The 25,875-nt window shown below is 62.8% G+C and carries 22 protein-coding genes and 1 pseudogene; 10 read left to right on the top strand and 13 right to left on the bottom strand.

Going from position 1 to position 25,875, the window contains the following annotated elements:
* Window positions 1-129: 129 nt before the first annotated feature.
* A pseudogene (locus tag LB543_RS25700) lies at window positions 130-842 on the top strand (IS5 family transposase).
* A gap of 262 nt (window positions 843-1,104) precedes the next feature.
* Here the strand turns inward: LB543_RS25700 and LB543_RS25705 are convergent.
* The 4 genes from LB543_RS25705 to LB543_RS25720 all read right to left on the bottom strand — a co-directional run bounded on the left by LB543_RS25705 (window position 1,105) and on the right by LB543_RS25720 (window position 6,425).
* Window positions 1,105-2,598 carry a lipopolysaccharide biosynthesis protein gene (locus tag LB543_RS25705; RefSeq protein WP_224616196.1) on the bottom strand — a complete coding sequence of 498 codons (1,494 nt, stop codon included), beginning with the start codon at window positions 2,596-2,598 and terminating at the stop codon, window positions 1,105-1,107.
* 168 nt (window positions 2,599-2,766) lie between these two features.
* A complete protein-coding gene (locus LB543_RS25710; protein WP_181178691.1) occupies window positions 2,767-3,876 on the bottom strand; it encodes an acyltransferase family protein in 1,110 nt (369 codons plus the stop codon).
* Between the two features lie 193 nt (window positions 3,877-4,069).
* Complete coding sequence (locus LB543_RS25715; protein ID WP_224616155.1) at window positions 4,070-4,813, bottom strand: family 16 glycosylhydrolase; 744 nt, start codon at window positions 4,811-4,813, stop codon at window positions 4,070-4,072.
* A 295-nt stretch (window positions 4,814-5,108) separates the two neighbouring features.
* Window positions 5,109-6,425, bottom strand: a complete 1,317-nt coding sequence (locus LB543_RS25720; protein ID WP_224616156.1) for a glycosyltransferase family 4 protein — start codon at window positions 6,423-6,425, stop codon at window positions 5,109-5,111.
* A gap of 442 nt (window positions 6,426-6,867) precedes the next feature.
* Between LB543_RS25720 and LB543_RS25725 the strand changes: the two genes are divergently transcribed.
* The 6 genes from LB543_RS25725 (at window position 6,868) to LB543_RS25750 (ending at window position 14,452) form a co-directional block, all read left to right on the top strand.
* The gene (locus LB543_RS25725) at window positions 6,868-8,040 is read left to right on the top strand and encodes a glycosyl transferase family 1 (protein ID WP_224616157.1); all 1,173 of its coding nucleotides are present in this window, start codon (window positions 6,868-6,870) and stop codon (window positions 8,038-8,040) included.
* 16 nt (window positions 8,041-8,056) lie between these two features.
* Window positions 8,057-9,046 carry a glycosyltransferase family 2 protein gene (locus LB543_RS25730; protein WP_224616158.1) on the top strand — a complete coding sequence of 330 codons (990 nt, stop codon included), beginning with the start codon at window positions 8,057-8,059 and terminating at the stop codon, window positions 9,044-9,046.
* A complete protein-coding gene (locus LB543_RS25735; RefSeq protein ID WP_140760664.1) occupies window positions 9,046-9,993 on the top strand; it encodes a glycosyltransferase in 948 nt (315 codons plus the stop codon). The genes LB543_RS25730 and LB543_RS25735 overlap by 1 nt, the downstream gene beginning before the upstream one ends.
* Window positions 9,983-10,951, top strand: coding sequence for a glycosyltransferase family 2 protein (locus tag LB543_RS25740; RefSeq protein WP_224616159.1), 969 nt, complete (start codon window positions 9,983-9,985; stop codon window positions 10,949-10,951). The genes LB543_RS25735 and LB543_RS25740 overlap by 11 nt, the downstream gene beginning before the upstream one ends.
* 74 nt (window positions 10,952-11,025) lie before the next feature.
* Window positions 11,026-11,922, top strand: coding sequence for a UTP--glucose-1-phosphate uridylyltransferase (locus LB543_RS25745; RefSeq protein ID WP_224616160.1), 897 nt, complete (start codon window positions 11,026-11,028; stop codon window positions 11,920-11,922).
* A gap of 148 nt (window positions 11,923-12,070) precedes the next feature.
* Window positions 12,071-14,452 (top strand): polysaccharide biosynthesis tyrosine autokinase, encoded by a 2,382-nt coding sequence (locus LB543_RS25750; protein WP_224616161.1) that lies wholly within the window; start codon window positions 12,071-12,073, stop codon window positions 14,450-14,452.
* 352 nt (window positions 14,453-14,804) lie between these two features.
* Here LB543_RS25750 and LB543_RS25755 read toward each other — a convergent pair whose 3' ends face one another.
* Window positions 14,805-15,887: an acyltransferase family protein gene (locus LB543_RS25755; RefSeq protein WP_224616162.1), complete on the bottom strand. Its 1,083-nt coding sequence runs from the start codon at window positions 15,885-15,887 to the stop codon at window positions 14,805-14,807.
* Between the two features lie 141 nt (window positions 15,888-16,028).
* Window positions 16,029-17,936: a propionyl-CoA synthetase gene (locus LB543_RS25760; protein ID WP_224616163.1), complete on the bottom strand. Its 1,908-nt coding sequence runs from the start codon at window positions 17,934-17,936 to the stop codon at window positions 16,029-16,031.
* Between the two features lie 731 nt (window positions 17,937-18,667).
* On the opposite strand from LB543_RS25760, the gene LB543_RS25765 reads away from it, so the two are divergent.
* The 3 genes from LB543_RS25765 to LB543_RS25775 are packed head-to-tail and all read left to right on the top strand — an operon-like array spanning window position 18,668 to window position 20,384.
* Window positions 18,668-18,958, top strand: a complete 291-nt coding sequence (locus LB543_RS25765) for a PqqD family protein (protein ID WP_318013011.1) — start codon at window positions 18,668-18,670, stop codon at window positions 18,956-18,958.
* A gap of 11 nt (window positions 18,959-18,969) precedes the next feature.
* Complete coding sequence (locus LB543_RS25770) at window positions 18,970-19,404, top strand: lasso peptide biosynthesis B2 protein (RefSeq protein ID WP_140760677.1); 435 nt, start codon at window positions 18,970-18,972, stop codon at window positions 19,402-19,404.
* Window positions 19,401-20,384 carry a serine kinase gene (locus LB543_RS25775; protein ID WP_224616165.1) on the top strand — a complete coding sequence of 328 codons (984 nt, stop codon included), beginning with the start codon at window positions 19,401-19,403 and terminating at the stop codon, window positions 20,382-20,384. The genes LB543_RS25770 and LB543_RS25775 overlap by 4 nt, the downstream gene beginning before the upstream one ends.
* Window positions 20,385-20,392: 8 nt before the next feature.
* Here LB543_RS25775 and LB543_RS25780 read toward each other — a convergent pair whose 3' ends face one another.
* From LB543_RS25780 to dhaL, 7 genes are all read right to left on the bottom strand, one after another.
* A complete protein-coding gene (locus LB543_RS25780) occupies window positions 20,393-21,415 on the bottom strand; it encodes a nucleotidyltransferase family protein (RefSeq protein ID WP_224616166.1) in 1,023 nt (340 codons plus the stop codon).
* Between the two features lie 70 nt (window positions 21,416-21,485).
* Window positions 21,486-22,472, bottom strand: a complete 987-nt coding sequence (gene dhaK / locus LB543_RS25785) for a dihydroxyacetone kinase subunit DhaK (protein ID WP_224616167.1) — start codon at window positions 22,470-22,472, stop codon at window positions 21,486-21,488.
* A gap of 39 nt (window positions 22,473-22,511) precedes the next feature.
* Window positions 22,512-22,934: a hypothetical protein gene (locus LB543_RS25790; protein WP_140760686.1), complete on the bottom strand. Its 423-nt coding sequence runs from the start codon at window positions 22,932-22,934 to the stop codon at window positions 22,512-22,514.
* Between the two features lie 9 nt (window positions 22,935-22,943).
* The gene (ptsP, locus tag LB543_RS25795) at window positions 22,944-24,518 is read right to left on the bottom strand and encodes a phosphoenolpyruvate--protein phosphotransferase (RefSeq protein WP_224616168.1); all 1,575 of its coding nucleotides are present in this window, start codon (window positions 24,516-24,518) and stop codon (window positions 22,944-22,946) included.
* 41 nt (window positions 24,519-24,559) lie between these two features.
* Window positions 24,560-24,862, bottom strand: a complete 303-nt coding sequence (locus LB543_RS25800) for an HPr family phosphocarrier protein (RefSeq protein WP_224616169.1) — start codon at window positions 24,860-24,862, stop codon at window positions 24,560-24,562.
* A gap of 21 nt (window positions 24,863-24,883) precedes the next feature.
* Entirely contained in the window at window positions 24,884-25,273 is a 390-nt protein-coding gene (gene dhaM, locus LB543_RS25805) for a dihydroxyacetone kinase phosphoryl donor subunit DhaM (RefSeq protein ID WP_140812093.1), read from the bottom strand.
* Window positions 25,270-25,872: a dihydroxyacetone kinase subunit DhaL gene (gene dhaL, locus LB543_RS25810; protein WP_224616170.1), complete on the bottom strand. Its 603-nt coding sequence runs from the start codon at window positions 25,870-25,872 to the stop codon at window positions 25,270-25,272. The genes dhaM and dhaL overlap by 4 nt, the downstream gene beginning before the upstream one ends.
* Window positions 25,873-25,875: the final 3 nt, after the last annotated feature.

A 25,875-nucleotide genomic window follows, 5' to 3' on the forward strand; every position in this document is an offset into this window, starting at 1 on the left:
AAACCGTTTGCGACGCGATCGGCCAAATTCTCAACCGCATCACACCGACAGAATGCTCACACTACTTCGAAAACTCCGGATATGACCGAAACTAATCTCATCCCGCTCTAGTGGGATCGGATCAAAGGGTTGGTTCCCGGAGGAACCAAGGGCAAGCGAGGTCCCAGGACGAATAACCGGCTGTTTTTGGATGCGTTACTGTGGATGGCGCGATCGGGCGGCCGCTGGCGCGACCTGCCGGAAAGGCTTGGCAACTACGCTATAGTGAAGCGACGCTATTACCGCTGGATCGAGATGGGTGTGCTCGACGACATGTTGGCGGTCCTGGCACGCGAAGCCGATCTTGAATGGCTGATGATTGACTCGACCATCGTGCGCGCGCATCAGCACGCCGCTGGCGCGCGCAAGGCAAAAGGGGGGCGGATGCCCAAGGCTTGGGTCGGTCTCGGGGCGGGTTGAGCACCAAGATCCATGCCGCCGGCGATGCGCTCGGGCTGCCGGTTCGCCTGATCGCCAGCCCCGGACAGCGCAACGACATCGCCTTTGCCCATGATCTCGTCGAAGGCTTCGAAGCTGGCGCCACGATCGCCGACAAGGGCTATGACGCCGACCACCTGCACGAAAAGATCGCCGAAACGGGAGCCGAAATCGTCATCCCACCGAAGCGCAACCGCAAGGTCCAGCGTCCCTATGACACTCACCTCTATAAAGAGCGCAACATCATCGAGCGCTTCTTCAGCAAACTTAAGCAGTTCCGCCGTGTCGCAACCCGCTACGACAAGCTGCTGGCCAACTTCATGGGCTTCGTTAAACTCGCAGCTATCGCTATCTGGCTCAGATAGTTAAATCGTCACTACGACCTAGAGCAATTGGTGCGTAGCGCTTTTTCGTCGGGAATTGCGTAAAGTCGGCGAATTTAGCAATCGCTGAGTCGCCGACGGGTGTGCGCTAATGCATGTCGCCCGGAAGCGTCCTCGGTTCCGGGATAACGACATGCATGAAATCAGAAGCTTACAGCAGGTCGGGCGAATCCTATTCGCCGCGACATGCTATAGCCGTGCGGGTGCAATGGCCCAGAACCCCGTCCGGAGGAATGCGCAGATGTCACGCCTCGCGCGGTGCAGCCACAGCCGTCCTTGTGTGGAGGATTTGCATGGCCTCGCGTAAGGCTTCGCGGCCCGCCGTGAATGCCAGCGCGACCACAATAGTAATCAGGTAGGCAAGGACGGCGCCGCTTGCCAAGGCGAAGATATGCTGCTGTGGCAGCAGCGGCTTGATGAACCAGACTGCGGCCAGCGCCGTATGGGCGCCAAGAACGAACGGAGTAGCCGTCCGGAACATGTGACGGGCTTGCAGCGGCCCGCTCCTGCCGACATAAAGCCACAGGAACGGTGTTCTCAGATACTCGCTGATTGCATAGGCGCTCGCCACACCCAAGGCGCCATAGGGCAAGCCAAGCAGGAAGGCGATGATCGACGTCACCGCTGTGACGACGCCCCAGCGCATGAGGTCGCCAGAGCGACCTTGGCTGACGAACAGCCATCCTGACGGGTTGTTGAGAGGCTGCAGGAGCCCGGCAAATCCAAGAGCGAAGAAGATGCTGGCGCTTGCGCGCCACTGCTCACCGAGCACGAACGGAATGAGAGTGTCCGACATCGCCGCGGCAAACGCGACGCCAGGAAGCGCCACAATCAGGATCAGCGGGATCACGCGAAGAAATGCGCTGCGGTAACGGTCCGGTTCGTCTTTCAGCCTTGAGAGCGCCGGCACCATCACCTTCGACAACGGATTGGTGATCTGGCTGAGCGGAAACAGGAGCAGCTTGTAGGCACGGTCATAAAGGCCGAGCTGAGCCTCTCCCCAGTATTTTCCGATCAGCACATTGTCCAGGTTGCGGGCAAAAAAATTGGCGAAGTTGAAGCCGGTGACGCCAGCGCCGAAGTTCATCAACTCGCTGATCCCTGCGACATTGCGCGGCCGGCCGGGCCGCCAGCGCGAGCTGGCCCAATAACAGAGGGTCGGTAGCACGGCGCCCGTCAATGTGCCGGCAAACAGCGCCCAGTATGAGCGGTCGATGTACGTCCAGGCAATGGATACTGCCAGCCCCGCGATAGCGCTGGCAACGTCGATCAGGGCGAGCCGGTCGAACTGCATCCGGCGTGTCAGCAACGCCAGATGCTGCGCACCCAGTCCGTAGGCCATGATCTGCAGGCCGAACGCGGCCACCAGGCCCGTGACGCGGGGTTCCCCGTAGAAACCGGCAACCAGCGGTGCTGCTCCGGCGAGAACGCAGGCCAGGACAGCGCTGACGGCAACATTGATCCAGAATAGATAATTGACCTCCTGATGCCGGATTGCCGACTTCTGGATCGTCGCTTGGGTTAGGCCGAAATCCTGAAACAGCGCGATGAAGGCCAACACCGGCGCGCACATCGCAACGACGCCGAAATCTTGGGGCGACAAGAGCCGCGACAAGACAATGACAGAGATGATTTGCGTCGCGACCCGCACGGATTGCGACAGGGCGGTCACAACTGCGCCACGTCCAACTGATTTGCGCAACGAGCCTTCCGGCGGATCGAATGGACTGGTTTCCAAAGCGGAATCCTTGATTTGCACGGATCCCTGGATCCACGAACACCGCCCGGAACAACCCTAAGGCAATAATTTTGCAGTGCAACAAAAAACGCCGTTCTTTTTCGCTCCTCTGTACAAGAAATGCTGCAGTGCCGTTCGTGGTGCGGCAAGCCGCGCTCCCTGGGTGGCTCAGGCGGCGTTTGCCAATTTATTCCCGGGGATCGGTTTCCGTGCCTTGCCCAAAAACATCCAGCGCGAAAACCAGAACCGGTCCATCACCAGACACAGGGCAAACGGAACGATCACAGCCGCCAGGATCAGTTCCAAATCCCGCGATACACCCAGGTCCCGCAACGTGAAATGCACGAACTGATGCACGAACATGATCACCAGAGACGCTCTGCCCACAGGGATAAGCCACTCTGCTGGAGGCCAATTGCTCAGCTTCATTGTGGTCAGCATAACCGCAACCGAAAGCGCCGTCGCGAGCAGAATGCCAAGCAAAGGCGGCCCGAAATTTGTATCCTTCATGCTAAAGCTAAAATGCACGCCGGCGATTGCCGCCACGGTACAAATGACGAAAGCGCCGGACAGGAAAGTGATCGAAAACTGGCCAAGTGAAGGCCTCTGAGCCAGCATGTGGCCAAACCAAAAGGCAACCATCGCGATTGGAATGCAAGATATTGCCCATGGTGTTCTTGCCGCCGGGAACTCGTGCATCACCAGGTAGCCTAAGGCGCATGAGCAGGCGACCAGAGTCAGCACCGCAGGCGACAGGGCTGATTGCGACCTCGCGCCGACGAAGTTGTATGCCAGTTGCGTGAGGAACAGACACGTCACGAACCAGAAAGTGCCGAACTTCCCGTCGAGAAACTGGCCGCCCAGTACGCTATGGATCGCGATTTCGCGGAACTGCCATGGTGCGAGTGTCTGGCCCCGCGCATAGGTCCATATGACGTCGAGAACAACGAGTGTCGCCAGAAACCCGACATAGGGAAGAAGGAGGGACTGGCTCCGTTTCCTGGCAAGCTCTGAGGTGGAGGAAGGCGAGTAGAAATAGCCGGAGAGGATGAAAAAAAGCGGCATATGAAAAAGGAATATGCCCCAGGCCATGTACTGCTTAACTGGATCGTGGCTCACGATGAAAATGTGTGCAACGACCACGAGTATGATGCCAAATCCCCGACAGATATCCACCCATACTATGCGTTGATCCGGTACAGGCGTGCGCCCGACATGTCCGGGTACGACCGGCTCTCGCAGCGCTCTCTCTGTTTGATCGAATGGATTGGCTTCCAAATTCAGGATTCCTGATCTTTGCGCGGATTCCGCATCCCGAAATCCACAACCGCCGCCGACCACAAACTACGGCAATAATTTTGCAGTGCAACAGAAAACGTGGAGCGCCGCGCCAATATTGTTGCGATGCAGCATACCCGGCGCCTATGCCTTGATGCTCGACAAAGCAGCCTTGGCGCCGTGAAGGTTCAACTCATTGGCCGACGTCACTGCGCCTGTATCCGTGGAGTGTCATGACCAGTCTCTCCGAGGCGGCCATTGGCTCCCATTTGCCGGCCCAGCGCGGATCCATGGTCGCGCCTGCCGCCACCCACAGGTCGAAATACGGCTGCATGGGCTTGTTCGGAAACGCTCCGCCGGGGGTGTCGGCCGGCGTTACGACGGCCACTTCCTTGCCGTCGATGAAGAAGGCAACTCTTTTCCCCGCCTCATATTGCATGCCGAGGTGATATCGTTTGCCCGAGAGGTCGCCAGGCTGGATCAATTTGACCCAAACGGTCTTGTGCTTGTTGTCGACGTTCGCCCAGACAGTAATCTGCATCCCCTTGGTGCCGACGATCTCAAAGTCGACTTCCTCATGGGCCTTGTCGTTGAAAATCCAAAGCGGCGCCGCGATTAGCCCTGGCTTCATCGTGGGAAGCGTTACGTCCACTTCCCATTTTGCCGACGAGGAAGCGGAGTTGGCGCCGGACATTACCTCTGCGGATGCCTTCTCGCTGACGGTAAGCTGTAGCGCGCCGTCGACGATTTTGACGTTAGCGGCTTTCCAGTCGTAACCTCCAAGCTTGGGTTCGCTCCACTGCGACGGCACGAAGGGATTGTTGTATTTCCAAAGTTGCAGCTTGACACCCGACCAGTCGGGAAGCTTGTCGAGGGCAACATTCCCGCTTCCCGCCGTGGCGCTCTCGGCCAATGCATGGCCGGCGACCCATTGCATGGCGGAGGAGGCCGCCAGAAGCGTGAGGAATTGTCTGCGTGTGGAATTCATCGCTAGCCTCCATTGGGTCGCCTTGACCTTGTCAGCGGCGACGATGCCAAAGCCGGCCGTTCTACGCGGCCGTGGCGTTCCAGTGCCATGGGCGCCACTTCGGTGATTGAGCCATACACCAATGATAAGGCGATTTTTTGCTGCATTGCATCAAAAATATTGCAATGCAGAAAAAGGCCTTTCGTGTCAGGAGATTGCCGGCGGGCGCAGGCCAAGAGCAGCGCTGCAACTCCTGGAGAGGCGCTCAAGCCGCGGAGGCTATCGGGGGGTGGGTCCGTCCCACTCTATTTTGCTCGCCGGGTTCAAACTGCGATGGACCGAATCGAACGCTTTCAAGCTGCAAGGACTGGGGAGACGCAACATCGAGGGCAGGATCGAGTTGCACAGGCTCGCGCACTCTTTCCAATGCGACACGATCGTAAAGCGCATCGAGAAACGCGCCTGCGGGTTCTGCCCCGAACATGGTCTCCGCGGTCCTGCGGGCATCGCGCCGGAGCGGCGCCATCAAGGCGGGTTGCCCAATATACGGCTTCAATCGGTCGATGGCCAAACTGGCGAGCCGTTCGACCTCATCACGGAAATATTCGGCATATTTCGCCTCCCCCCGCGAGTCGTATCCCGGACTCCACCAATCGCCGATGTCGTCGAGCCTGACAGGCAAGGCAATCCCGTTGATGCCGTCCTCGAGGAATTCCGGCAAGGCGCAGACCTTTGTTCCAAGAACAGGGGTGTGCTCTGACATCGATTCCAGCGCTGAATAGCCGAAAGTGTCGCCAAACGTGGCGAGGATGCCGAAATGCGAGTTGCGCAGCAATTGTCGGACCGATTGGTTAGGCAACACCCCGTAATGCTGTACGTTTTTCAGTTCGAGCAGCTTGATATAGGGGTCGAAGAATCCCGGACTTGTCGGATCCGTCCATATATGGCCGCCAACCTGGAGACTTGAGACAACGTTCACCCGAATTGGCAATTTCTGCTGGATGGCTTTTTCGGCGATCTTGACCGCAATGCATCCGCCCTTGCGGCCAAAGTGAGCGCCGACAAATGTCAGCACCAGTTCCTCGGCGCTGTTTTCGGACATCGCGTCTTCCGTCGCCGGCACCACGACGTTCGGGTGGCGGACCAACAGCTTCTCCATCAGGAGGCCGACTTCCGGATTGTCGCTGTGCTGGGCCAGAAAACTTCTGCGGGCAAAATGCGACAGTGCGATGATGCGACGGCAGCTTGTGCTGGCAATTCGCGACCTGAGATAGCGGGCCATCAACCCGCGTTTGCGAAGGGCAAACTGTCGCGGCAAATGGGATTCAAATGACATGATGTACTTGGAGGAATTGATCGGTATCCGGTTAAATGCATGCACCATGTCGACAGACAAGGCAGGCTCGATCAGCGTCACGCCTTCCAGCTTGGACGAGACCAGATTCAATGGCAGAAATCGCTGTCGCAGGATCGTATGCCTGGACGCTCGCGGCGTAACGAAGCTGGTCGGATACTTGTCGTCATAGACGGCGATGCGAAGAGATTTGCCCATACGGAACCACTCGTCTTCAAGCAGCGGCATCGGGGATATTCGCAAGCTATTCCAAAGATGCAGAAAAGCATGCTGCCGCGCTGCAACAGAATGCAGCCAGCTGATCCCTGGCCAAACTCGAGGCCCAACTTCCCTGACAAGAATTCAACACCATTTTTTGTTGCGGTGCAATATGATTTTAGCAATTGATTAACTGTTAGCTCTTTTGCCGGGTGGGGAGCGATTTGGCCTGACGTGGCCGTCATGTTGCGGGCTTTGCAAGCGAAACGCCCCGATTTCCTGGCGCGGCAGGCCATGTCGCCTCCGATGGTTCGATTGTATGGGCGCGCCAGCGCTGTCAAAAAATTGGATCATATGTTTTGTGCGGTGCGGTAGGGATGCCCAATTTTGCTACGGCGCACCAAAAATGTTGCGATGCAGCAAGAGCTGTACTAGGCTTCCCTTCGGGTGGGCCAACAGCGATCGAGTTTTCATGCTGCATGTCTTGTACCTGGTGCACGATGTTTCCGACCCGGCGGTTCGCCGGCGGACCACGATGCTCAGGGCAGGTGGCGCCCGGGTCACCCTGGCGGGCTTCCGCCGCACCGTGAATCCGATTGCCGACGTTGAAGGATTGCGGCCGATCGACCTTGGTGCGACGCGCGACGGCCGATTCCCCCACCGCCTGGCGGCGGTGGCGAAGGCGGCGGTTTCGCTTCGCACGAAGCTGAGGGGCACGCCGAGGCCCGATCTCATCATCGCGCGCAATCTGGAAATGCTGGCGCTGGCCCGCCGCGCAAGGTCGGCTTTCGGCGCCGCTGTCCCGATCGTCTATGAATGCCTGGACATTCATCGCCTGGTGCTCCGCGACGATGCCCTGGGCAAGACGCTGCGCGCCACCGAGCGCCATCTGGCGCGGGATGTGAAGCTGCTGGTGACCAGTTCGCCGGCCTTCATCGCCAATTATTTCAAACCGTTCCGCCAGGTCGCGGCACCGGTGGAACTGGTCGAGAACAAGTATTTCGAGGCAGCGGCTGTTCTGCCTGGTGAACGCGAGGCGGTGGAAGGACCTGTCGCCCCGCCATGGCGGATCGGGTGGTTCGGGGCGCTTCGGTGCCGCCGCTCGCTCGAACTGCTGGCCGGTTTCACGCGCCGCATGGAGGGTCGATTCGAGATCGTGCTGCGCGGCCGTCCGGCACTTTCCGAATTTCCGGATTTCCATGCTTTCGTCGATGCCGAACCTTACCTGTCGTTTTGCGGGCCGTATCGCAACCCGGAGGACATGGCGGCGATCTATCAGGACGTCCATTTCTCCTGGGCGATCGATTTCTTCGAGGAGGGACAGAACTCCGAATGGCTGCTGCCCAACCGCCTTTATGAAGGCTGCCGCTTCGGCGCGGTGCCGATCTCGATGGACAACACCGAGACCGGACGGTTCCTGCGGCAGCGGGATATCGGCGTTTTGTTGCCGCAGGCCACGCCCGAGGCGCTCGAAACTGCACTTGGCAGGATGGAACAGCATCGCTTCGGCAGGCTGAAGGCGCGCGTGCTGGCCCACAATCCGAGGATGTGGAGCTACGATCGCAGCGACTGCAGCGCCCTGGTCGAAAAACTGCGCCGCCTGACCACCGTGCGCGAACCCCTCTCGACTGAGGCCCTGGCATAGGATGGACATCGGCCCGATGACGCAAGCGCCTGCCCCCAGCCTGATCGTGATCCCGTGTCTCAACGAGGCAACCCATATCGGGGCGCTGCTCGACCGGCTCTGCCCGGCGGCGGAACGGCTTGGCGCGCGGATCGTCGTTGCAGATGGCGGCAGCACCGACGGTACGCTGGCCATCGTCGGCGAGCGCCAGAGGAACGATCCGCGCATCATCCTGCTTCACAATGAAAAGCGCATCCAGAGTGCTGCGATCAACCTGGCGGTGGCTGAATTCGGCGAAGGCGCGCAATATCTGATCCGCATCGATGCCCATGGCGGTTATCCCGACGACTATTGCGACCGGCTGGTCGAGGAGGCGTCGGCCACCGGCGCCGATTCGGTCGTGGTTTCGATGCTGACCAGCGGCAGCGGCACCGTGCAGAAAGCGGTGGCGGCGGCGCAGAACTCCAAGCTCGGCACCGGCGGCTCCAAGCATCGCCACCTCTCCGCCGGGGGATGGGTCGACCACGGCCATCACGCGCTGATGCGGATTTCGGCCTTCCAGGCCGTCGGCGGCTATGACGAGACGTTCAGCCACAACGAGGATGCGGAACTCGACTATCGGCTGAGGCAGGCCGGCTACAGGATCTGGATGAGCGGCAGGACGCATATGGTCTACTATCCGCGCACCTCGCTGCGCGGCCTCTATTTCCAGTATCTCGGCTATGGCCGTGGCCGGGCCAAGAATGTGCTGAAACACCGCGTGATCCCGAAGGTTAGGCAGATGGTGCCGCTGGCGGTCTTCCCGGTGGTTCTGCTGGCCGCCTTCTCCTTCGTGCACTGGATCGCGGCGCTGCCGCTGTTGCTGTGGGCGGCGGTGTGCCTGGGCTATGGCCTGGTGACGGCCATCGGCCAGCGCAATGCCGATATCGCGCTTGCCGGCGTCTCGGCTATGGTGATGCATTTCGGCTGGTCCGTCGGTTTCTGGCTGCAGCTTCTCGGCCTCGGCGCATGGCGGAGGGCGACGTGATGGCGGTCGAGGCTAGGAGCCGCAGCATCGACATCGGCGTGTGCACGTTCCGGCGTCCGGAACTGGCCGATACGCTGCGCTCGCTCGCCGCTCTTGCCGTGCCTGACGGCTTCGAGGTCGGCGTCATCGTCGCCGACAATGACGACATGCCGAGCGCCAGGGAGTTGGTGACGGTGCTGTCGCAGGAATTGAAGCTGCCGGTCCGCTACCGGCATTGCCCGGCGCGTAACATCTCGATTGCCCGCAACGCTTGCCTCGACGCCAGCGAGGCGGATTTCCTGGCCTTTATCGACGACGACGAGACCGCCACCGCCCACTGGCTCGCCGAACTGGTGGCGGCGGCCGAGACGAGCGGCGCCGCCGCGGTTCTCGGCCCGGTGCGCGCGCTCTATCGCCCGGATGCGCCGGACTGGATGCGCCGCGGCGATTTCCATTCCACCTTGCCGGTCCGCGTGCGCGGCGAAATCCGCACCGGTTACACCTGTAACGTCCTGCTGCGCATGGGATCTGACAGCCTGCGCGGCCGTCGCTTCAGCCTGGCGCGCGGCCAGACCGGCGGCGAGGACACCGAATTCTTCGACCAGATGCACAAGGCAGGCGGCCGGATCGCCTTTGCCCCGGAGGCATGGGTGGACGAGGCGGTGCCGCGGGCCAGGGCCGCGTTCGACTGGCTCAGCCGTCGCCGTTTCCGGGTCGGCCAGACGCACGGCCACCTCCTGGGCCGCAACGCCAGCGGCATCGCGCGGGCGAAGCAGGCCGGCCTTGCGGCGGCAAAGGCCGCCTATTGCTTCGCCGCCGCACTTCCGGTTGCCGCCAGCCCGATACGCAGGAACCGCAGCGTACTGCGCGGCATCATGCATGTCGGCGTCGTCAGCGGCCTTGTCGGTGTCCGCGAACTGCGCCTCTACGGCCAGCCAGCAGGGGAAGGAGGCAAGCGTGCAGCCTGATATTGCCTTCGTCCCCGATGTTTCTTTTGTGATTGCCGCCTTCAACGCCGAGGCAACCCTCGATCGGGCGATCACCAGCGCCATCGCCCAGAAGGGTGTCAGCCTCGAGATCATCGTCGTCGACGACAAGTCGCGTGACGGCACACTCGATGTGGCGCGGGCCTATCCCGAGCACATCGTGCGCGTCGTGGCGCTGGAAAAGAACAGGGGTCCCGGAGGGGCCAGGAATGCCGGGCTCGACGCCGCCCGCGGCAGGTGGATCGCGGTTCTCGATTCCGACGACGCCGTCTTTCCCGGCCGCATCGCCGCCATGATCGGCTGCGCCGAAAAGGCGAAGGCCCAGATCGCTGTCGACAATCTCCAGGTCGTCCGCGAGGACGGCGTGGTCGAGGACGCGATGTTCCCGCGCCAGTATCTGGAAGACCTGCGCGAGATTTCGCTGGCCACCTACATCGCCGGCAATGTCGTCTTCGAATCGAAATTCAATCTCGGCTACCTCAAGCCGATCTTCCTGCGCAGTTTCCTCGACGAAAACCGGCTGCGCTATGACGAGAAACTGAGGATCGGCGAGGACTACATCCTGTTTGCCGAAGCCCTGGCCGTTGGTGGCAGATGCGTGGTCGAGTCCGATATCGGCTATGCCTATCATATCCGCGGCGGTTCCATCTCGCGCGTGCTCGAGCCTCATCATGTCGAGGCGATGCGCAAGGCGGATGCCGAATTCGCTCAAACCCATCGGATGGACGAGGCGGCCCAGGCAGCCTTCGCCCGGCGCGGCCGCAGCCTGCGCAAGGCGGCCTCGTTCCTGGCGATGGTCCAGCACATCAAGGCGCGGTCCCCGTTCAAGGCGATCCGGACGGCGCTCAGCGACCCGGCGGCGGTCAGGCATATGGGCATGCCGATCGCCGTGCGGTTGCGAAGAGTAGCGGCACAGTTTGCCGTGGGGGTGGGGAGGTGAAGATGCAGGCACATGGAGGGATTTTTCGTGGCCTGTGAATGGACTGAAGTCGATCTCCTCAGAAGGAATTTGCGATGAAGAAAATCAGGAAGGCCGTGATACCGGTGGCGGGGCTTGGAACACGGTTCCTGCCGGCGACCAAGTCGATGCCGAAGGAAATGCTTCCCGTGGTCGACAGGCCCGTCGTGCAATATGCGGTGGACGAGGCCTTCGAGGCCGGCATCGAGCACATCGTTTTCGTCACCGGCCGCAACAAGGCGGTCATCGAGGACTATTTCGACCTCCATCCCGAACTGATCGGAACCCTGGAGCAGACTGGCAAGAAGGCGCAACTGCAGTCGCTGGAAAGCCTGCTTCCGGTGGCCGGCGCCACCTCCTTCATCCGCCAGCAATCGCCGCAAGGCCTCGGCCATGCCGTCTGGTGCGCGCGCGAGGTCATCGGCAACGAGCCCTTCGCCCTGCTTTTGCCCGACATGGTCTCCTTCGGCGGGCGCGGATGCCTGGCCGAGATCACCGACCTGTATGCCGAGACCGGCGGCAACGTCATCGCCGTCGAGCGCTGCGACCCAAGCGAGACCAACAAATACGGCATCGTCGGCCGTGGCGCCGACATTGGCGGCGGCTTCGAGGTGACGGCCATGGTCGAAAAGCCTGCGCCGGCCAACGCGCCGTCGAACTTCTACATCAACGGCCGCTACATCCTGCAGCCCGAGATTTTCCAGCTTCTGGGCAACCAGCAACGCGGCGCCGGCAATGAGATCCAGCTGACCGACGCCATGGTCCGCCTGTCGCAGGAGCAGCCATTCTTTGCCCAGCCTTTCAAGGGCCGCATGTTCGACTGCGGTTCCAAGGAAGGATTCATCCAGGCCAATGTCGCCTTCGCGCTGGCGCGCGACGACATGAAGGGCCCGGTCTTCGAGATGCTCCGGGAGTGCGTCCGGACGCATGAACGCCAGGAAGAAGCCCCATAATGCCCATCTTTCGGGAGCATTGTCGGGCGGCTGACGGCGGAGGGGCCGGCCGGCTCCGCGCCATCCGGCACCAAGTGTGTGTCGCGCCCGCCAATGCTCCCGATCTTCCCGGGGCCTGCGAGCGAGACAAGCCAGAATTGGACCGAAGATGAATTATGCCAACTTTCCTCTCGACAAGAGGATGCCATTGCCGAATGCGGACGCAGGAAACGGCGAAGACTTCATCGACGTGGAGCGGCTGCTTGGCATGGCCGCGCGGCAGGCCAAGGTGGTTGGCGTGTGCGCCATCATCGGTCTTTTCCTGGGCTTGCTCTATCTGCAGACGACGCCGCCCAAATACCAGTCGGTCGCCAGCGTGCTGATCGACGAGGGGCTGAACAAGATCGTCGACGACATCTCGGCAGCGTCGACAACCATGCAGACCGATTCCGCCATCCTCAGCCAGATCGAAATTCTGACCTCGACTCGGCTTGCCGCCGTGGTCGTCGACAAGCTGAAACTCGACCAGAACGACGCGTTCATGAACCCGCCGCAGTCGGCCCTTGCCCAGGGCGTCGGCTTGGTCCGCGGTCTGATCCAGTATGTCCGTCCGAGCCCGGTCATGCCGGGCGTCGGCGATATCTCCAAGCTCGACCCCGCCACGCGCGATGCGCTGATCGCCACGTCGCGACGCGACTATGCCATCCTCAAGCTGCAGAACGAGATCCGGGCCGATCGCGTCGGGCGAAGCTACGTCATCGCGCTTGGCTACCAGGCGACGGATCCGGGTTTGGCGAAAGCCATCACCAAGGCCTATGCCGACGCCTATCTCGCCGACCAGCTCGATGCCAGCTTCGATGCCACCGAGCGCGCGGCGGTCTGGCTGCAGGGCCGGCTGACCGAACTGCGCGAAAGCTCGCGGCAGGCATCGCTCGCGGTCGAGAAGTTCAGGGCCGAGCATGGTCTTTCCGCCAACAGCGATGGCCAGCTGATGAGCGACAAGCAGCTTGCCGACCTGAACGCGCAGCTCATCGTGGCGCAGGCCGACACGGCACGTGCCAGCGCCCGCTACCAGCAGTACAAGTCGATCGTCGACAGCGGCTCGGACAACGCTTTCAAGGACGCCGCAATATCGAGCGACCAGCCAAGCAGCTCGGTCATCGCGGCGCTGAAGACGCGCTATCTCGCGGTCGCCAAACGGCAGCAGGATGTCGAGGCGAATTTCGGCGCCCAGCATCCCCAAGCCGTGGCGCTCGCCAAGGAAAAGGCAGACATTTCGGCCCAGATATTCGGCGAGCTGAAGCAACTCACCGAAAGCTACCGCAACGAGTATGAGGTGGCTCTGGCGCGCGAGACAGCGCTCAGGGCCAATGTCGCTGCCGCACAAGGCAAGAGCTCCATCGACAACCAGTCGCAAGTCAAGCTGCGTGAACTCGACCAGAAGGCGACGGCGCTGACGACGCTCTACCAGACTTTCCTCGGCCGTTATGAGGAAGCCGCGCAGCAGCAATCCTTCCCTGTCGGCAAGATCCGCATCATCTCGGATGCGTCGACGCCGCTTGCCGCCTCGAGCCCCCGCACCATGGTCGTGCTCGGTCTTTCGCTGGTGCTCGGCGTTCTGATGGGCGCCGGCTTCGGCGGCCTCAACGAGTTCAACGAACGGTTCTTCAGGACCGGCGAGGAGGTGCGCGACCGCGTCGGCCTCAAATTCCTCGGTTACCTGCCCACCATCGGCGGCAAACCGACGAAGGAAGACAAGCCGGACGAGCCAGATCTCAAGGTCGCCAGAACTCCGGCCGCCATCGAAAGGCGCGCGCGAATGCGGGTGAGCGTCGACGCTCCGGCATCGATGTTCTCCGAAACGCTGCGCAGCGCCAAGATCGCCTTCGACGTGGTATTGGAAGGGCAAGCCAGTCGCGTCATCGGCGTGATCTCGGTTCTGCCCGGCGAAGGCAAGTCGACGGTCGCGGCCAATCTCGCCGGGCTGCTGGCCGCCAACGGCGCCAGGACGCTGCTCATCGACGGCGACCTGCGCAATCCGGGCCTTAGCCGCAGCCTCGGCATGGAAGCCGAGCAAGGGTTGATGGAAGCGGTGGTGAGCGGCCAGACCTGGCAGTCTGTCGGCAAGATCGACAGGCAGACCAAGCTGGCGATCATCCCGGCCGTGTCGCGCGGGCACTTCTCGCACACCAGCGAACTTCTCTCTTCGGCCGGCATGCGCCGCTTCATCGAGAACGCCAAGGAGACGTTCGAATACATCGTCGTCGATCTGCCGCCGCTCGGGCCGGTGGTCGACGCCAAGGCCTTCGCACCGCTCGTCGACGGCTTCGTGCTGGTCACCGAATGGGGCCGCACGCCGCGCGCCATGGTGCGCTCGATGCTGGAATCCGAACCCTATGTCGCCAACAAGATCGTCGGCGCGGTGCTGAACAAGGTCGACCTGAAGAAGCTCGCCAAATACGGATCGATCGGGGCCTCGGAGAAATTCTTCGACAAGTACTCGACCTACTATCTCGACAAGTCGGAAGTGCGGTCGAAGGCAACGGTCTGAGGCAGGTCGTCACCCACTATTCTCTTGCAGCATGTCGCGGCGAATAGGATTCGCCCGACCTGCTGTAAGCTTTCTCATTTTATGCATGTCGTTGTCCCGGAACCGAGGACACTTCCGGGCGACATGCATTAGAGCAATTCCAGGAAAAGTGCGCAGCGGTTTTCCCGGGAAAAGCGCGTAGCGCTTTCCCTAGGGAATTGCGTGAAAACAAAGAGTTAGAGCGGTTCGGCGATTCCAACAAACACTGAACCGCTCTAGGAGTGGGCTGCGGTTTTCATTTCGAAATTGCGCAAAGCGTCGGCCGTCCCGCCACCGTTCATGCGGCCGGACATGAAGCGGAGCGTCGCATCGCCTACGCCGTCTTGAGCCGGTAGCGGAAGAGCGTGTAGTCGAGCAGCAGCCGGATGCGCGGTTCGGCCTCGGTTGCCACCAGCCAGCTTGCCGCGATCATGGTCGCGCCGACGATTGCCATCGACGGGAGATATGGCAGCCCGGCGCGCACCATGGCGCCGAGCATCGACGCGCCGATGACGTCGTGGATCAGATAGAGCGGATAGGTCATCAGCCCGATCCGGCGCCAGCCGCTCCAACTGAGATCGAGCCGCAGCGACCATGCCATCAGGGCGATGGCTGCGAGGAACATCAGGATCGGCGGCGCGTAGGGCATGGCGGCTGCGACCTTGATGCTGTGGACGTCGACGGAACTCGCGATCTGCAGCACGCCGCCGCCGAGGAACAGCAGGCAGAAAGCAAGGCGGGGAGGCGTCATCGCCTTGAACCGCATCAGCCAGATGAGCACGCCGACGGCGAAGAAGCAGCCATGATGCACCAGGATGAGCTGCAGCCAGCGCGTCTCGGCGAAGTCCGACCAGCCGAGCGGATAGCAGAGGCACCAGAACGACGTGCTGACCAGACCGATGACGATGGCAACCCTCTCCATCAGATGGAAGCGGCCGAGCCGCAGCAGGATCCAGACGATGGCATAGAAGGCGATTTCGATGCCGAGCGTCCAGTAGACGCTGTCCACCCAGGGACCATAGGGTGCGAACAAGGCCGTTCGGGCGAGCCTGACCACCGCGTCGGTCGGCCAGCTCGAGCCAATGAGCAGCAGCAGTGCCGCGGTGATCGGCGCGCAGATCCAGACCGCCGGCGCCAGTCTTTTGACCCTTGCCTCGAAGAACCGCAGCGGTGTCGAATTCTCGGCGCTGAAGGCAATGACGAAACCGCTGATGACGAAGAAGATCTCAACGCCGACCCAGCCGGACTCGACCCAGGCGCCTATACCGGGCTGCGCCGGAACGCCGCCCGTGGCTTGCGCCGAGATGCCGTCGGGATAGGCCCATACCCAGAAACCGTAGTGGTAGACCATGACCAGCACGGCGGCGAGAAACCGCAGGATATCAATACCGCCAAACGTTGTCTTTTGCTGAGCCATGCGATCCCGTCGAATGGCCCCCCGCGGGAACTTTAAGGCGGAATATTGCATTGCACAATCTACGATTGCGCCCTGCGGCCATCACAAAGTTCGCCATGTCGCAACATCGCGGAACGTTAGCTCCACTCAGGGTCGGGCTCCCTACACGCCGATGCCGCGCGCCTTCAGCGCTGCCGTGATTTCCTCGAGGATGGCGGGGTCGTCGATGGTCGCCGGCATCGTCCACGCTTCCTTGTCGGCGATCTTCTGCATGGTGCCGCGCAGGATCTTGCCGGACCGCGTCTTGGGCAGGCGCTTGATCGTCACCACGGTCTTGAAGGCGGCGACCGGGCCGATGCGCTCGCGCACCAGCGCGACCACCTCCTTCTCGATGGCGCCACCGTCCCGTGCGACACCGGCGTTCAGCACCACGAAGCCCAGCGGAATTTGGCCCTTCATCGCATCGGCGATGCCGACGACGGCGCACTCGGCGACGTCGGGATGGGCGGCCAGCACCTCTTCCATGGCGCCGGTCGACAGCCGATGCCCGGCGACGTTGATGATGTCGTCGGTGCGTGCCATCACATAGAGATAGCCGTCCTCGTCGATCATGCCGGCATCGGCCGTCTTGTAGAAGCCGGGGAACTCATCGAGATAGGCTTGGCGGAAGCGGGCGTCGGCGTTCCATAGCGTTGGCAGGCAGCCCGCCGGCAGCGGCAGCTTGACCACGACATTGCCCAGCGTGCCGCGCGGCACCTCGTGGCCGGCATCGTCGAGCACGCGGATGTCGTAGCCCGGCATCGGCACCCCGGGCGAGCCGTATTTCACCGGCAGCAGGCCGAGCCCGGCGGGGTTGATCGTCATCGGCGAGCCGGTCTCGGTCTGCCACCAATGGTCGATCACCGGCACGTCGAGCTTCTGCTCCGCCCATTTGATGGTTTCGGGGTCGGCGCGCTCGCCGGCGAGGAACAGCGTGCGGAATTTCGACAGATCGTATTTCGGCACGAACTCGCCCTTGGGGTCTTGCCCCTTGATGGCGCGGAAGGCGGTCGGCGCGGTGAACAGCGCGACCACGCCGTGCTCCGCGATCACCCGCCAGTAGGTGCCGGCATTGGGTGTGCCGATCGGCTTTCCTTCGAACAGCACGCTGGTGCAGCCATGCAGCAGCGGGCCGTAGACGATGTAGGAATGGCCGACCACCCAGCCGACGTCGGACGCGGCCCAGAACACTTCTCCCGGCTTTACACCGAACTCGTTGTCCATCGTCCATTTCAGCGCGACCATGTGGCCGCCATTGTCGCGCACGATGCCCTTGGGCTGGCCGGTCGTGCCCGAGGTGTAGATGATGTAGAGCGGGTCGGTGGCCAGCACCGGCACGCAGTCGACATTGGCGCCGGCCGCCCGTTCGCGGGCGACCGCGTCGGCATAGTCGATGTCGAAATGATCCTTCAGATCGCAGCGCAACTGGTCGCGCTGCAGGATCAGGCAGGCGTCGGGCTTGTGCCGGGACATCTCGATGGCCTTGTCGAGCAGCGGCTTGTAGGCGACGACCCGGCCCGGCTCCAGGCCGCAGGAGGCCGAGATGATCAGTTTCGGCTTCGCATCGTCGATACGGGTGGCAAGCTCATGCGAGGCAAAGCCGCCGAACACGACCGAATGCACGGCGCCGATCCGAGCGCAGGCGAGCATGGCGATGGCCGCTTCCGCCACCATCGGCATGTAGATGATGACGCGGTCGCCCTTGCCGATGCCGCTATTCTTCAGGACCGAGGTCAGCGCCACCACTTCGCGTTTGAGTTCGGCATAGGTGAACTTCTTCACCGTTCCGGTGATGGCGCTGTCATGGATCAGTGCGATCTGGTCGGCCCGCCCGCCGGCGACATGCCGGTCAAGGGCGTTGTAGCAGGTGTTGCAAGTCGCGCCGGTGAACCAGCGGCCATAGACGCCGGCCGCGGCATCGAACACCTTGTCCCACGGCGAATACCAGTCGATGGCGCCGGCCGCGTCGGCCCAGAATTTCTCAGGGTCACGCCTCCAGCCGTCATAGACCTCGTGATAGCGTGAAGCCATCCACATCCTCCCCAGGATCGATTTGCCGTCTTGCGAACAGCCTATGCTGTTTTTTCCAGCGCTGTCTTCCCTGATTTTCGTCTGAGATGCCCTATCGTGACCTACGTATCGAGGGGGAGGACGTGAGCGCATGCGCCATAGATGATCGATCGAGTCGAGGAACTGCCCGAACTCCTACAGCCTGCCGGAAGCCCACCAATTCAAGCCGGCGGTGATCGTCGTGCTGGTCCAGCGCTTCAGCCGGGGCTTTGAAGGGCGCGGTCGTCGCGTCACCGCGGTGACAGGAAACCTCGCTGAGCAACCCGTCGATAGCCGTCTAACGAATCGGATTCGCTGGACAGATGTTGATTGCGCTAGATCGGCAAGGCCACCAGCATGAGGCCGATGCCGCCAAAGATCAAAATGGCTGTCGCAAGAGCTTTTCGATGACGCTCGAAAGGCGTCGGAGCCCTCTCCCAGTTGTAACGCATACGCTTATCTCCCCAAGACCCGGGGGAGTTCTTACCTTACCTTAGGGAAGAAAAGCAACGGTCCTACCGGTCAACGCACCTGCCTGGCGCGTCGTGCTGACGACTATTTCTGGGACGATTTCTGCCGTGGATGGATGTTGCGGCCTGGCGAGAGCCTGCCGCAAACACGGGCTGCGTTGCTGTCCCCCAGCCGGCCGATAGACAGCGCCCCACCACCGCGCTATCTCATTTCGGGGTTTTGCATGGCTTTTGGGGTTCGTGATGGAAATAGTCGCTGGAACGATTCTGCGATTGACGGATGATGCCTCGGTTCAGCATGTCGGCGACGGCGCGGTCGTGCTGTTGGCGCGCAGCGGCCAGCTTTATACCTGCAACGGCACGGCCGAAGCTTTTCTCGACAAGGTGGATGGCGCGCGCAGCCTCGGCCAGATCGTCGGCCTGCTTTGCGAGGAGTTCGAGGTGGACAAGGGCACACTTGACGAGGACATGGCGGCGCTGGCCGCCGACCTTGTGTCGGAAGGCATCCTCGCCGCGCCAGGGCTCGATGGCTGAAGGGCTGCTTGATGGCGGACAGTCCTCTCCTGCGCGCCTTGTTCCGCTGCCATCTCTGGGCAAGCGCGCGGCTGATGCCGGTCCTCATCGCCAACCGCAGTTTCGAGGAGGTGCTGAAATGGGCGCCGCTCGCCTCGCCGACGCCCTATCGCGGTCTGCCAGCCCCCTACATTGTCGCCTGCGTCAACCGTGCCGTGCGCCGTCCCTGGCTGATGCGCGATCGCAGATGCCTGCGGGAAGGACTGCTCGGCCATCGATTCCTGCGCCTCGCCGGCTTCGATCCGGAGTTGCGTTTCGGCGTCGATCCGAAGTCGCTGCAAGCGTCGCGGCTGTCGGCGCATTGCTGGGTCTGCCTCGACGGCATGCCGGTGGTCAGCGACAGCCTTCCCGGCATGGTCGAGATCTATCGCCATCATGACCGTGCCTCGAAAGTGCGCCCTGCTTGACCAGACCTTGCGCCTTCTATGATCTCAACGGCCAGGTCCTCGGCATTTCGGCCGACCGCGCCGAGCTATGGCGGGACTTCGACAGGATGCTCGCCAGCCTGCGCGTCGAAGGTTCGACCGAAGCGGATTTCCATCTCGACATCGTCGAGGCGGAAGCGCTGGACGAGACCCCCGCCGGATCCCTGGTCTTCGACGGCGAGATACCGGACGACGGCCATTGCCGGATGATCGCGGACGGCGCCAGCGTCCATCTGGTCTTGCCGGGACGTCAGACCGTCGAGATCAACGAGAAGGGCTGGGCTCGACTCCGCATCGTGCCCGACAGCAAGGCCGCCTGGACGCCGTCAATGCTGATGCTGGACGCGGCACTCGACGCCGGCGGCCAACATATGCTGCACACCGCTGGCCTGACGCTGCCGGGCAGCGACGCCGTCGTGCTGGTCCATGCCCCGAGCGGCACCGGCAAGACCACCATATCGCTGGCCTTGGCAACGCAAGGATTCGGCCTGTGCTCCGACGATGCCATGATCCTGAATGTCGCGTCCGCCACGCCCGTTGCCTGGGGTTTGCCCCGCCACGTCAAGATCCATGAGAAGACCGCGCGGATGATCCCGCTTGTGGCGCCATGCCTGGGGCCATCCTGGGATCGCAACGGCGAACAGGCTGTTTCGCTGGAAAAGCTGGGCGGGATCGTAAAAATCGAAAGCCCGACCGCCCGTCGGGTAGCCGCGCTCCTGCACCTTGCGCGATCGGCCGATGAACAAACCCGGCTCGCGCCCATGGCCCGGACCGACGCGATGGTGGCGCTGGCGATGGACAATGTCCGAACCGGCATGACCGGCCTGCTGCCGCTGCAGAAGCGCCGGCTGGCGACGATCGGCAGACTGGTCGCCTCGGTGCCGACCTTCACCTTGGAAGTGGGGGCGCGTCCGGCCGATGCGGCGACGCTGATAAGCGCCACATTGACATCACGAGGCTGACGGCCACTTCAAGCGGGGTATGGCCTGGCCTTGGCCAACCGCTGGATCCAGCGGAACGCATCGCGACGTAGACGCGAGCCGATCTTCTCCCGGGAATTGACCCTGAGCAGGGTGTTCACCGTGATCAGCTTTTTGGCCAGCCGTATCGACAGGTCAGGCTTGATCCGCCCGGCGAGTTCGAGCGCATGCGGTTCGTCGAACAACTGGCCGGTCACGTTGAGCACAATCGCCAGTTCAAGCTCGATGCCGGTCATGCGGGCGGCGTCGAGCAGGCGTTCCTCGGCTTTCGGCGACTGCAGCGCCCGCACGCCTTGCAGCACGTCGACGCAAAGCTGCAGCCGGTGGAATTTATGTCCCCCGGCCGCATGCACGATGGCGATCGTCAAAAGGGCTGCCGGCGTGTCCGCCGCCTCGCCGTCGATGATGCCCAACTCGCGAAAACCCAGCGACAGGCGCCGCCGCATGCCGGTGTCATGCACAAGGTCGCCATGCAACTCGACCAGCAGGCTGGAGTTCTCCTTTTCCAGCCATTTGAACTCCTGCAGCCGGTAGGATTCGGCTTCGTTGCTGCCAAGCTCGAAGCCTGATGCCGCGATCACCTGGTTTGCCCGCACGAGGTTGGCGGGCTCGACGAGGATGTCGATGTCGGTGAACGGCCGGTCGGAAACGTTGCGGTAGAGTTTTCGCGCGAAGACCGGTCCCTTGACGATCCGCGCCGGAATGCCTTCGGCCGCCATCCCCTTCATGATGCGGTCGCCATGATACTGCAGCAGCATCGATTGGCCGGTGGCGATCGTCGCCTTCTGGCGCAGGTCGTCGAGTTTGTCCAGCAAGCCAGCGTCCGACGGCAGGTGCGCGTCGCCGCGCTGCCTGAGCTTGCGCAGCATGATCGGCAGGATGCCGTGGAATTCGGCATTGTCGAGCAGCGCCGACAGGGCCTTCGCCGACAAATCGTCCTCGACCGCCGAGGCCTCGGGATCGGCGAAGCGCAGCAGCAGTCTTTCTTCGGCGGAGGTGAGGGATGGCAGCATCAATCCGGGCAAACCCATCGCTAAGTGGATAGTCCAGAATGGTTGCAGAAAAGCGCGGACGAAGCGAGCCTTATAGGCCCCAGCGCAGCGCGGCCGTGTGGACAGGTGCGTCCCACCAGCCCGTCAATTCGTCGTCGAGCAGGGTCAGCGTGATCGAGCAGCCGGCCATGTCGAGTGAGGTGACATAGGTGCCGACCAGTGAGCGGGTTATCGTCACGCCATGTTGCTCGAATATCCGGCGGGCGCTGTTGTACATCAGATAGAGCTCCATCAGCGGCGTGCCGCCGAAGCCGTTGACGAACAGCAGCGCGGGTCCCTTCGCCTTGTCACCGAGATCCCCGATGATCGCGGCGCAGATCTCCTGCGCGATCGCATCGGCGCTCTTCAAGGTGTCGCGGCGGCGGCCGGGCTCGCCATGGATGCCGACGCCGAATTCCATCTCGCCGTCGCCGATGTCGAAGGTCGGCTTGCCGGCCGCCGGCACGGTGCCACTGGTCAGCGCTACACCCATCGAGCGGGTCGCGTCGTTGACGCGGTCGCCCAGCGCCTTCAACGCCGGCAATGCCAGGCCGTGCTCGGCGGCGGCACCGACGATCTTTTCAACCACCAGCGTGCCGGCGACGCCGCGCCGGCCGGTGGTGTAGGAAGAATTCTCGACGGCGACGTCGTCATTCGTCACCACCTGAAGCACGCCTTCCGACATCTCAGCCGCCATGTCGAAGTTCATCACGTCACCTTCATAGTTCTTGACGATGAACAGGCAGCCGGCGCCGGTGTCGACAGCTTGCGCGGCCGCCAGCATCTGGTCCGGCGTCGGCGAGGTGAACACCTGGCCGGGGCAGGCGGCGTCCAGCATGCCATGGCCGACAAAGCCGCCATGCAGCGGCTCGTGGCCGGAGCCGCCGCCGGAGATCAGCGCCACTTTGCCCGGCTTGAGCACCTTGCGGCGGATGAATTTGTGCTCCTCGCCAAGCACCAGGATGCCGGCATGGGCGGCCACGAAACCGTCGAGGCTCTCTGTCAGCACCGTATCCACCGAGTTCATGAATTTCTTCACGGCCGTCTCCTCCCGAAATAGCCTGACATCAAGGGTCACTCAGCCACTCTTGCCGGTGATGATGGTGACCTTCTGGATGAATTCGTTGATCGCGCGGTCGAGCGCCGCATTCTGCTTGTCGTCGCCGAAATCCGGCACGATGAGCGAAACGTGCCTTGTCTTGCGCGCGCCCGCGGCGACCGAGATCTTGCCTGGATGTGCCTGATGATAGGCGGCGAGAAACTGGTCGCGCTCGGCCTGGCTGAAATGGCAGACGGAAAAGATGGCGGGCAGATGCTTTGACGGTATCGGGATCGAATAGGCGGGGCTCGAAATCTGCGTGACGAAACTGCGGTGCTTGCCGAGCGCGTCGGCAAGGCGCTGGCGCATACCGGACGGGCGCTGGTCGATGACCTGCGACAGGATCGTCTTGTAGGCGCGGATCGCCTCTTCGGAGCCGGGCTCGGGTTTGATGTCGATCATGCCAGCCACCTAGACCGGGACGCTCGCGATGGCCGCCTTGGCCATGGCGAGTTGCGCCGGCGCGACCGAGATATCGCGCAGGCCCGCCTCCAGCAGCGAGGGGATCGCGGCGGGGTCGCCGCCGGCATCCCCGCACAGGCTGACGGGAATCCCGTTTTCCCGTCCGAAGGCCGCGACCGAGCCGATCAGCCTCAGCACTGCGGGATGACGGACAGAATTCAGCTGGGCCACTGCGGCATTGTCGCGCGCGGCCGCCATCACATATTGCGTCAGATCGTTGGAACCGATCGACAGGAAGGCGACGCCGGCGAACGCCTCCGGTGCGATGGCCACCGAAGGCACTTCGACCATGATGCCGAGCGGCGGCATTTTGTGCGCGATGCCGTGCGCGGCAAGGGCTACCCGTTCCTCGGCGAACAGGGCGGCGGCGCGTTCATACTCTTCCGGTGTGGCGATCATCGGAAACATGACTTTGAGATTGCCGTGTGGTGCGGCGCGCAGCAATGCCCTTATTTGAACACGGAATATGTCGAGCCTGGCCAGCGACAGCCTGATGCCGCGCAGGCCAAGGAACGGATTGCCTTCCTCGACGGTGAAGCCCGGCACCGGCTTGTCGCCGCCGGCATCGACGGTACGGATCGTCACCGGTTTTGTGCCGGCCCATTCCAGCACCTTGCGATAGGCGCGATACTGCGTCTCTTCATCCGGCAGCGTCTTGCCGAACAGGAATTCGGTGCGCATCAGGCCGACACCGTCGCAAGTGGCGATGTCGATGGCATCTACATCCCTGGGGTCGGCGATATTGACCTGCACGCGCACCTCGGTGCCGCGCTTCGTCGCCGCCGGCCTTGCCAGAAAGGTCTGTGCATCGCCTTGGCGGGCCGCGAAGGCCGAGGATGACTGCCGGAACGAGCCGATCTCCGTGGGCGAGGGCGCCAGAACGATATTGCCGTGCTCAGCGTCGAGCAGCGCGATGCCGGCAACAGCGGTAAGCGGCTCGCGCAGACCCACGACCATCGGCACGCCACGCGAGCGCGCCAGCATGGCGACGTGACTTGCGGTGCTGCCTGCCTTCAGCGCGATTCCGCCGCCATGGCTCCAGTCGGTTTCGAGAAAGCGCGTCGGCGCGATATCCTCGCCGTAGAGGATGGCGCCCGCCGGTGCCGTGCTGCCACCGTCCTCGGTCAGGGCGCGCAGCACCTGGTCCCTGATATCGCGCAGGTCCGTGGCGCGGGCGCGGAAATAATACTGGTCCGAGGCCTCGTAGCCGGCGATCTCGGCATCGAGTGCCTGCCGCCAGGCCGCGTCGGCGGTTTTTCCGGAAGCGATCGATGCGAAAGCCGGCCCGCTCAGCGCGTCGTCTTCGAGCATCGCGACGTGGAATTCGAGTATGTCGGCGGCATCGCTGTCGGCGGTCTCGACCATGGCCGCGAGCCGGTTCACCGCCGTGCCGATCGCGGCCTCCAGTGACGTCTTCTCTTCCGCGGAGCTTGCCTTGCTCGCGTAGATGCCGGCAGGCCGGCCGAGGTCGAACAAAGGCCCCTCGGCATAGCCGGCCGACGCCGGAACACCCTCAATGCGCATGGCCCGCATTCCCCGCGGGCCGGCCAAGGCATGCGTCAGCCTCAAGCCGAGCGGACATGGCCGGCATCCTCGTCGAAATCGCGCTGAACCAGGTCGATCAGCGCGCGGATAGCGTCATCGGCTCCATCGCCATTGGCCCTGATGTGCAGCACCGTGCCCTTCGGCGCCTTGGCCGCCATCACCTTGACGATGCTTTTTGCATCGAACCATGGGCCGTTGGCGGCAAGCGCGATTTCCACGTCTGCGGGAAAGCGCTTGGCCAGCTTGGTGAACTTCACCGAAGGACGCGCATGCAGGCCCACATCGTGGGTGATCAGGACAGTCGCTTCGGCGGTTGCGGACATATGCTCAACGTTCCTGTTCACTCACGACGGCGACAATTCATGCGCCGTCGCCACCACTTCCCGGAGCGAGGCGCCGCCGGATGCCTCGGTCGCCGCCATCACCGCGCCCTCGACGATCGGCGCGTTGCAGACGATGATCTTCTGCGCCCGCGGCTCGCCGATCATCTCCACCGCCATTTCCGAATTGGTCTCGGCCCCGCCGAGATCGACCAGTATGGCGACGCCAGCGTCCGACCAGGCCCTCTCGATGGCGCCCATGATCGCCTCGACATTGGTGCCGAGCCCGCCATGGCCGTTTCCGCCGCACCACGCAAGCGGCACTTCGTCACCCACCATCTGGCGCACCATGTCGGCCGTGCCTTCCGCGACCAGCGGCGAATGCGACACGATCACGATCCCGACATTGCTCATGCTTTGTCCCCGATGATCTGCGCCAGAGTGCGCACCAGCAGCGCGGTCGAGCGCGCGCCGGCATCCATATGGCCGATGGAGCGGTCGCCGAGGAACGAGGCACGGCCGCGCAGCGCCTTCATCGGCACGGTCGCTTTGGCGGCGGCGTCGGCGATGTCGGCTATTTCAGCCGCCGTCTTTTCCCCGGCCAACGCGTCACGCACCGGCTGCAGCACATCGAGCATGGTTTTCTGCCCGACTTGTGACTTGCCGCGCGCGGCCACGGCTTCGATCGCCTTGCCGAAGGCAGCCGTCAAATTGGCATTGTCGGGGTCCGCCGATATCTCCTTGCCGAGCGCGATGAACAATGTGCCGAACAGCGGACCGGAAGCGCCGCCCACGGTCATCACCAGCTTTGTGCCGATCGCCTTCAGGGCGTCGGGCAGCGGCTTTGCGGCGAACACATCGGCGTCGGACCGCAGGGCTTCGAAGCCGCGTTTCATGTTTAGCCCGTGGTCGCCATCGCCGATCGCCTGATCGAGCGCCGTCAATTCCTCGGCGTGGTCGGCAATCGTGTCAGCGGCAGCCGTGATCAGTCTCGAAAGGTCCAGCGCTCTCATGTC

Origin of the sequence: Mesorhizobium sp. ESP7-2 (assembly GCF_020164715.1) — a bacterium.
Taxonomy (GTDB): domain Bacteria; phylum Pseudomonadota; class Alphaproteobacteria; order Rhizobiales; family Rhizobiaceae; genus Mesorhizobium.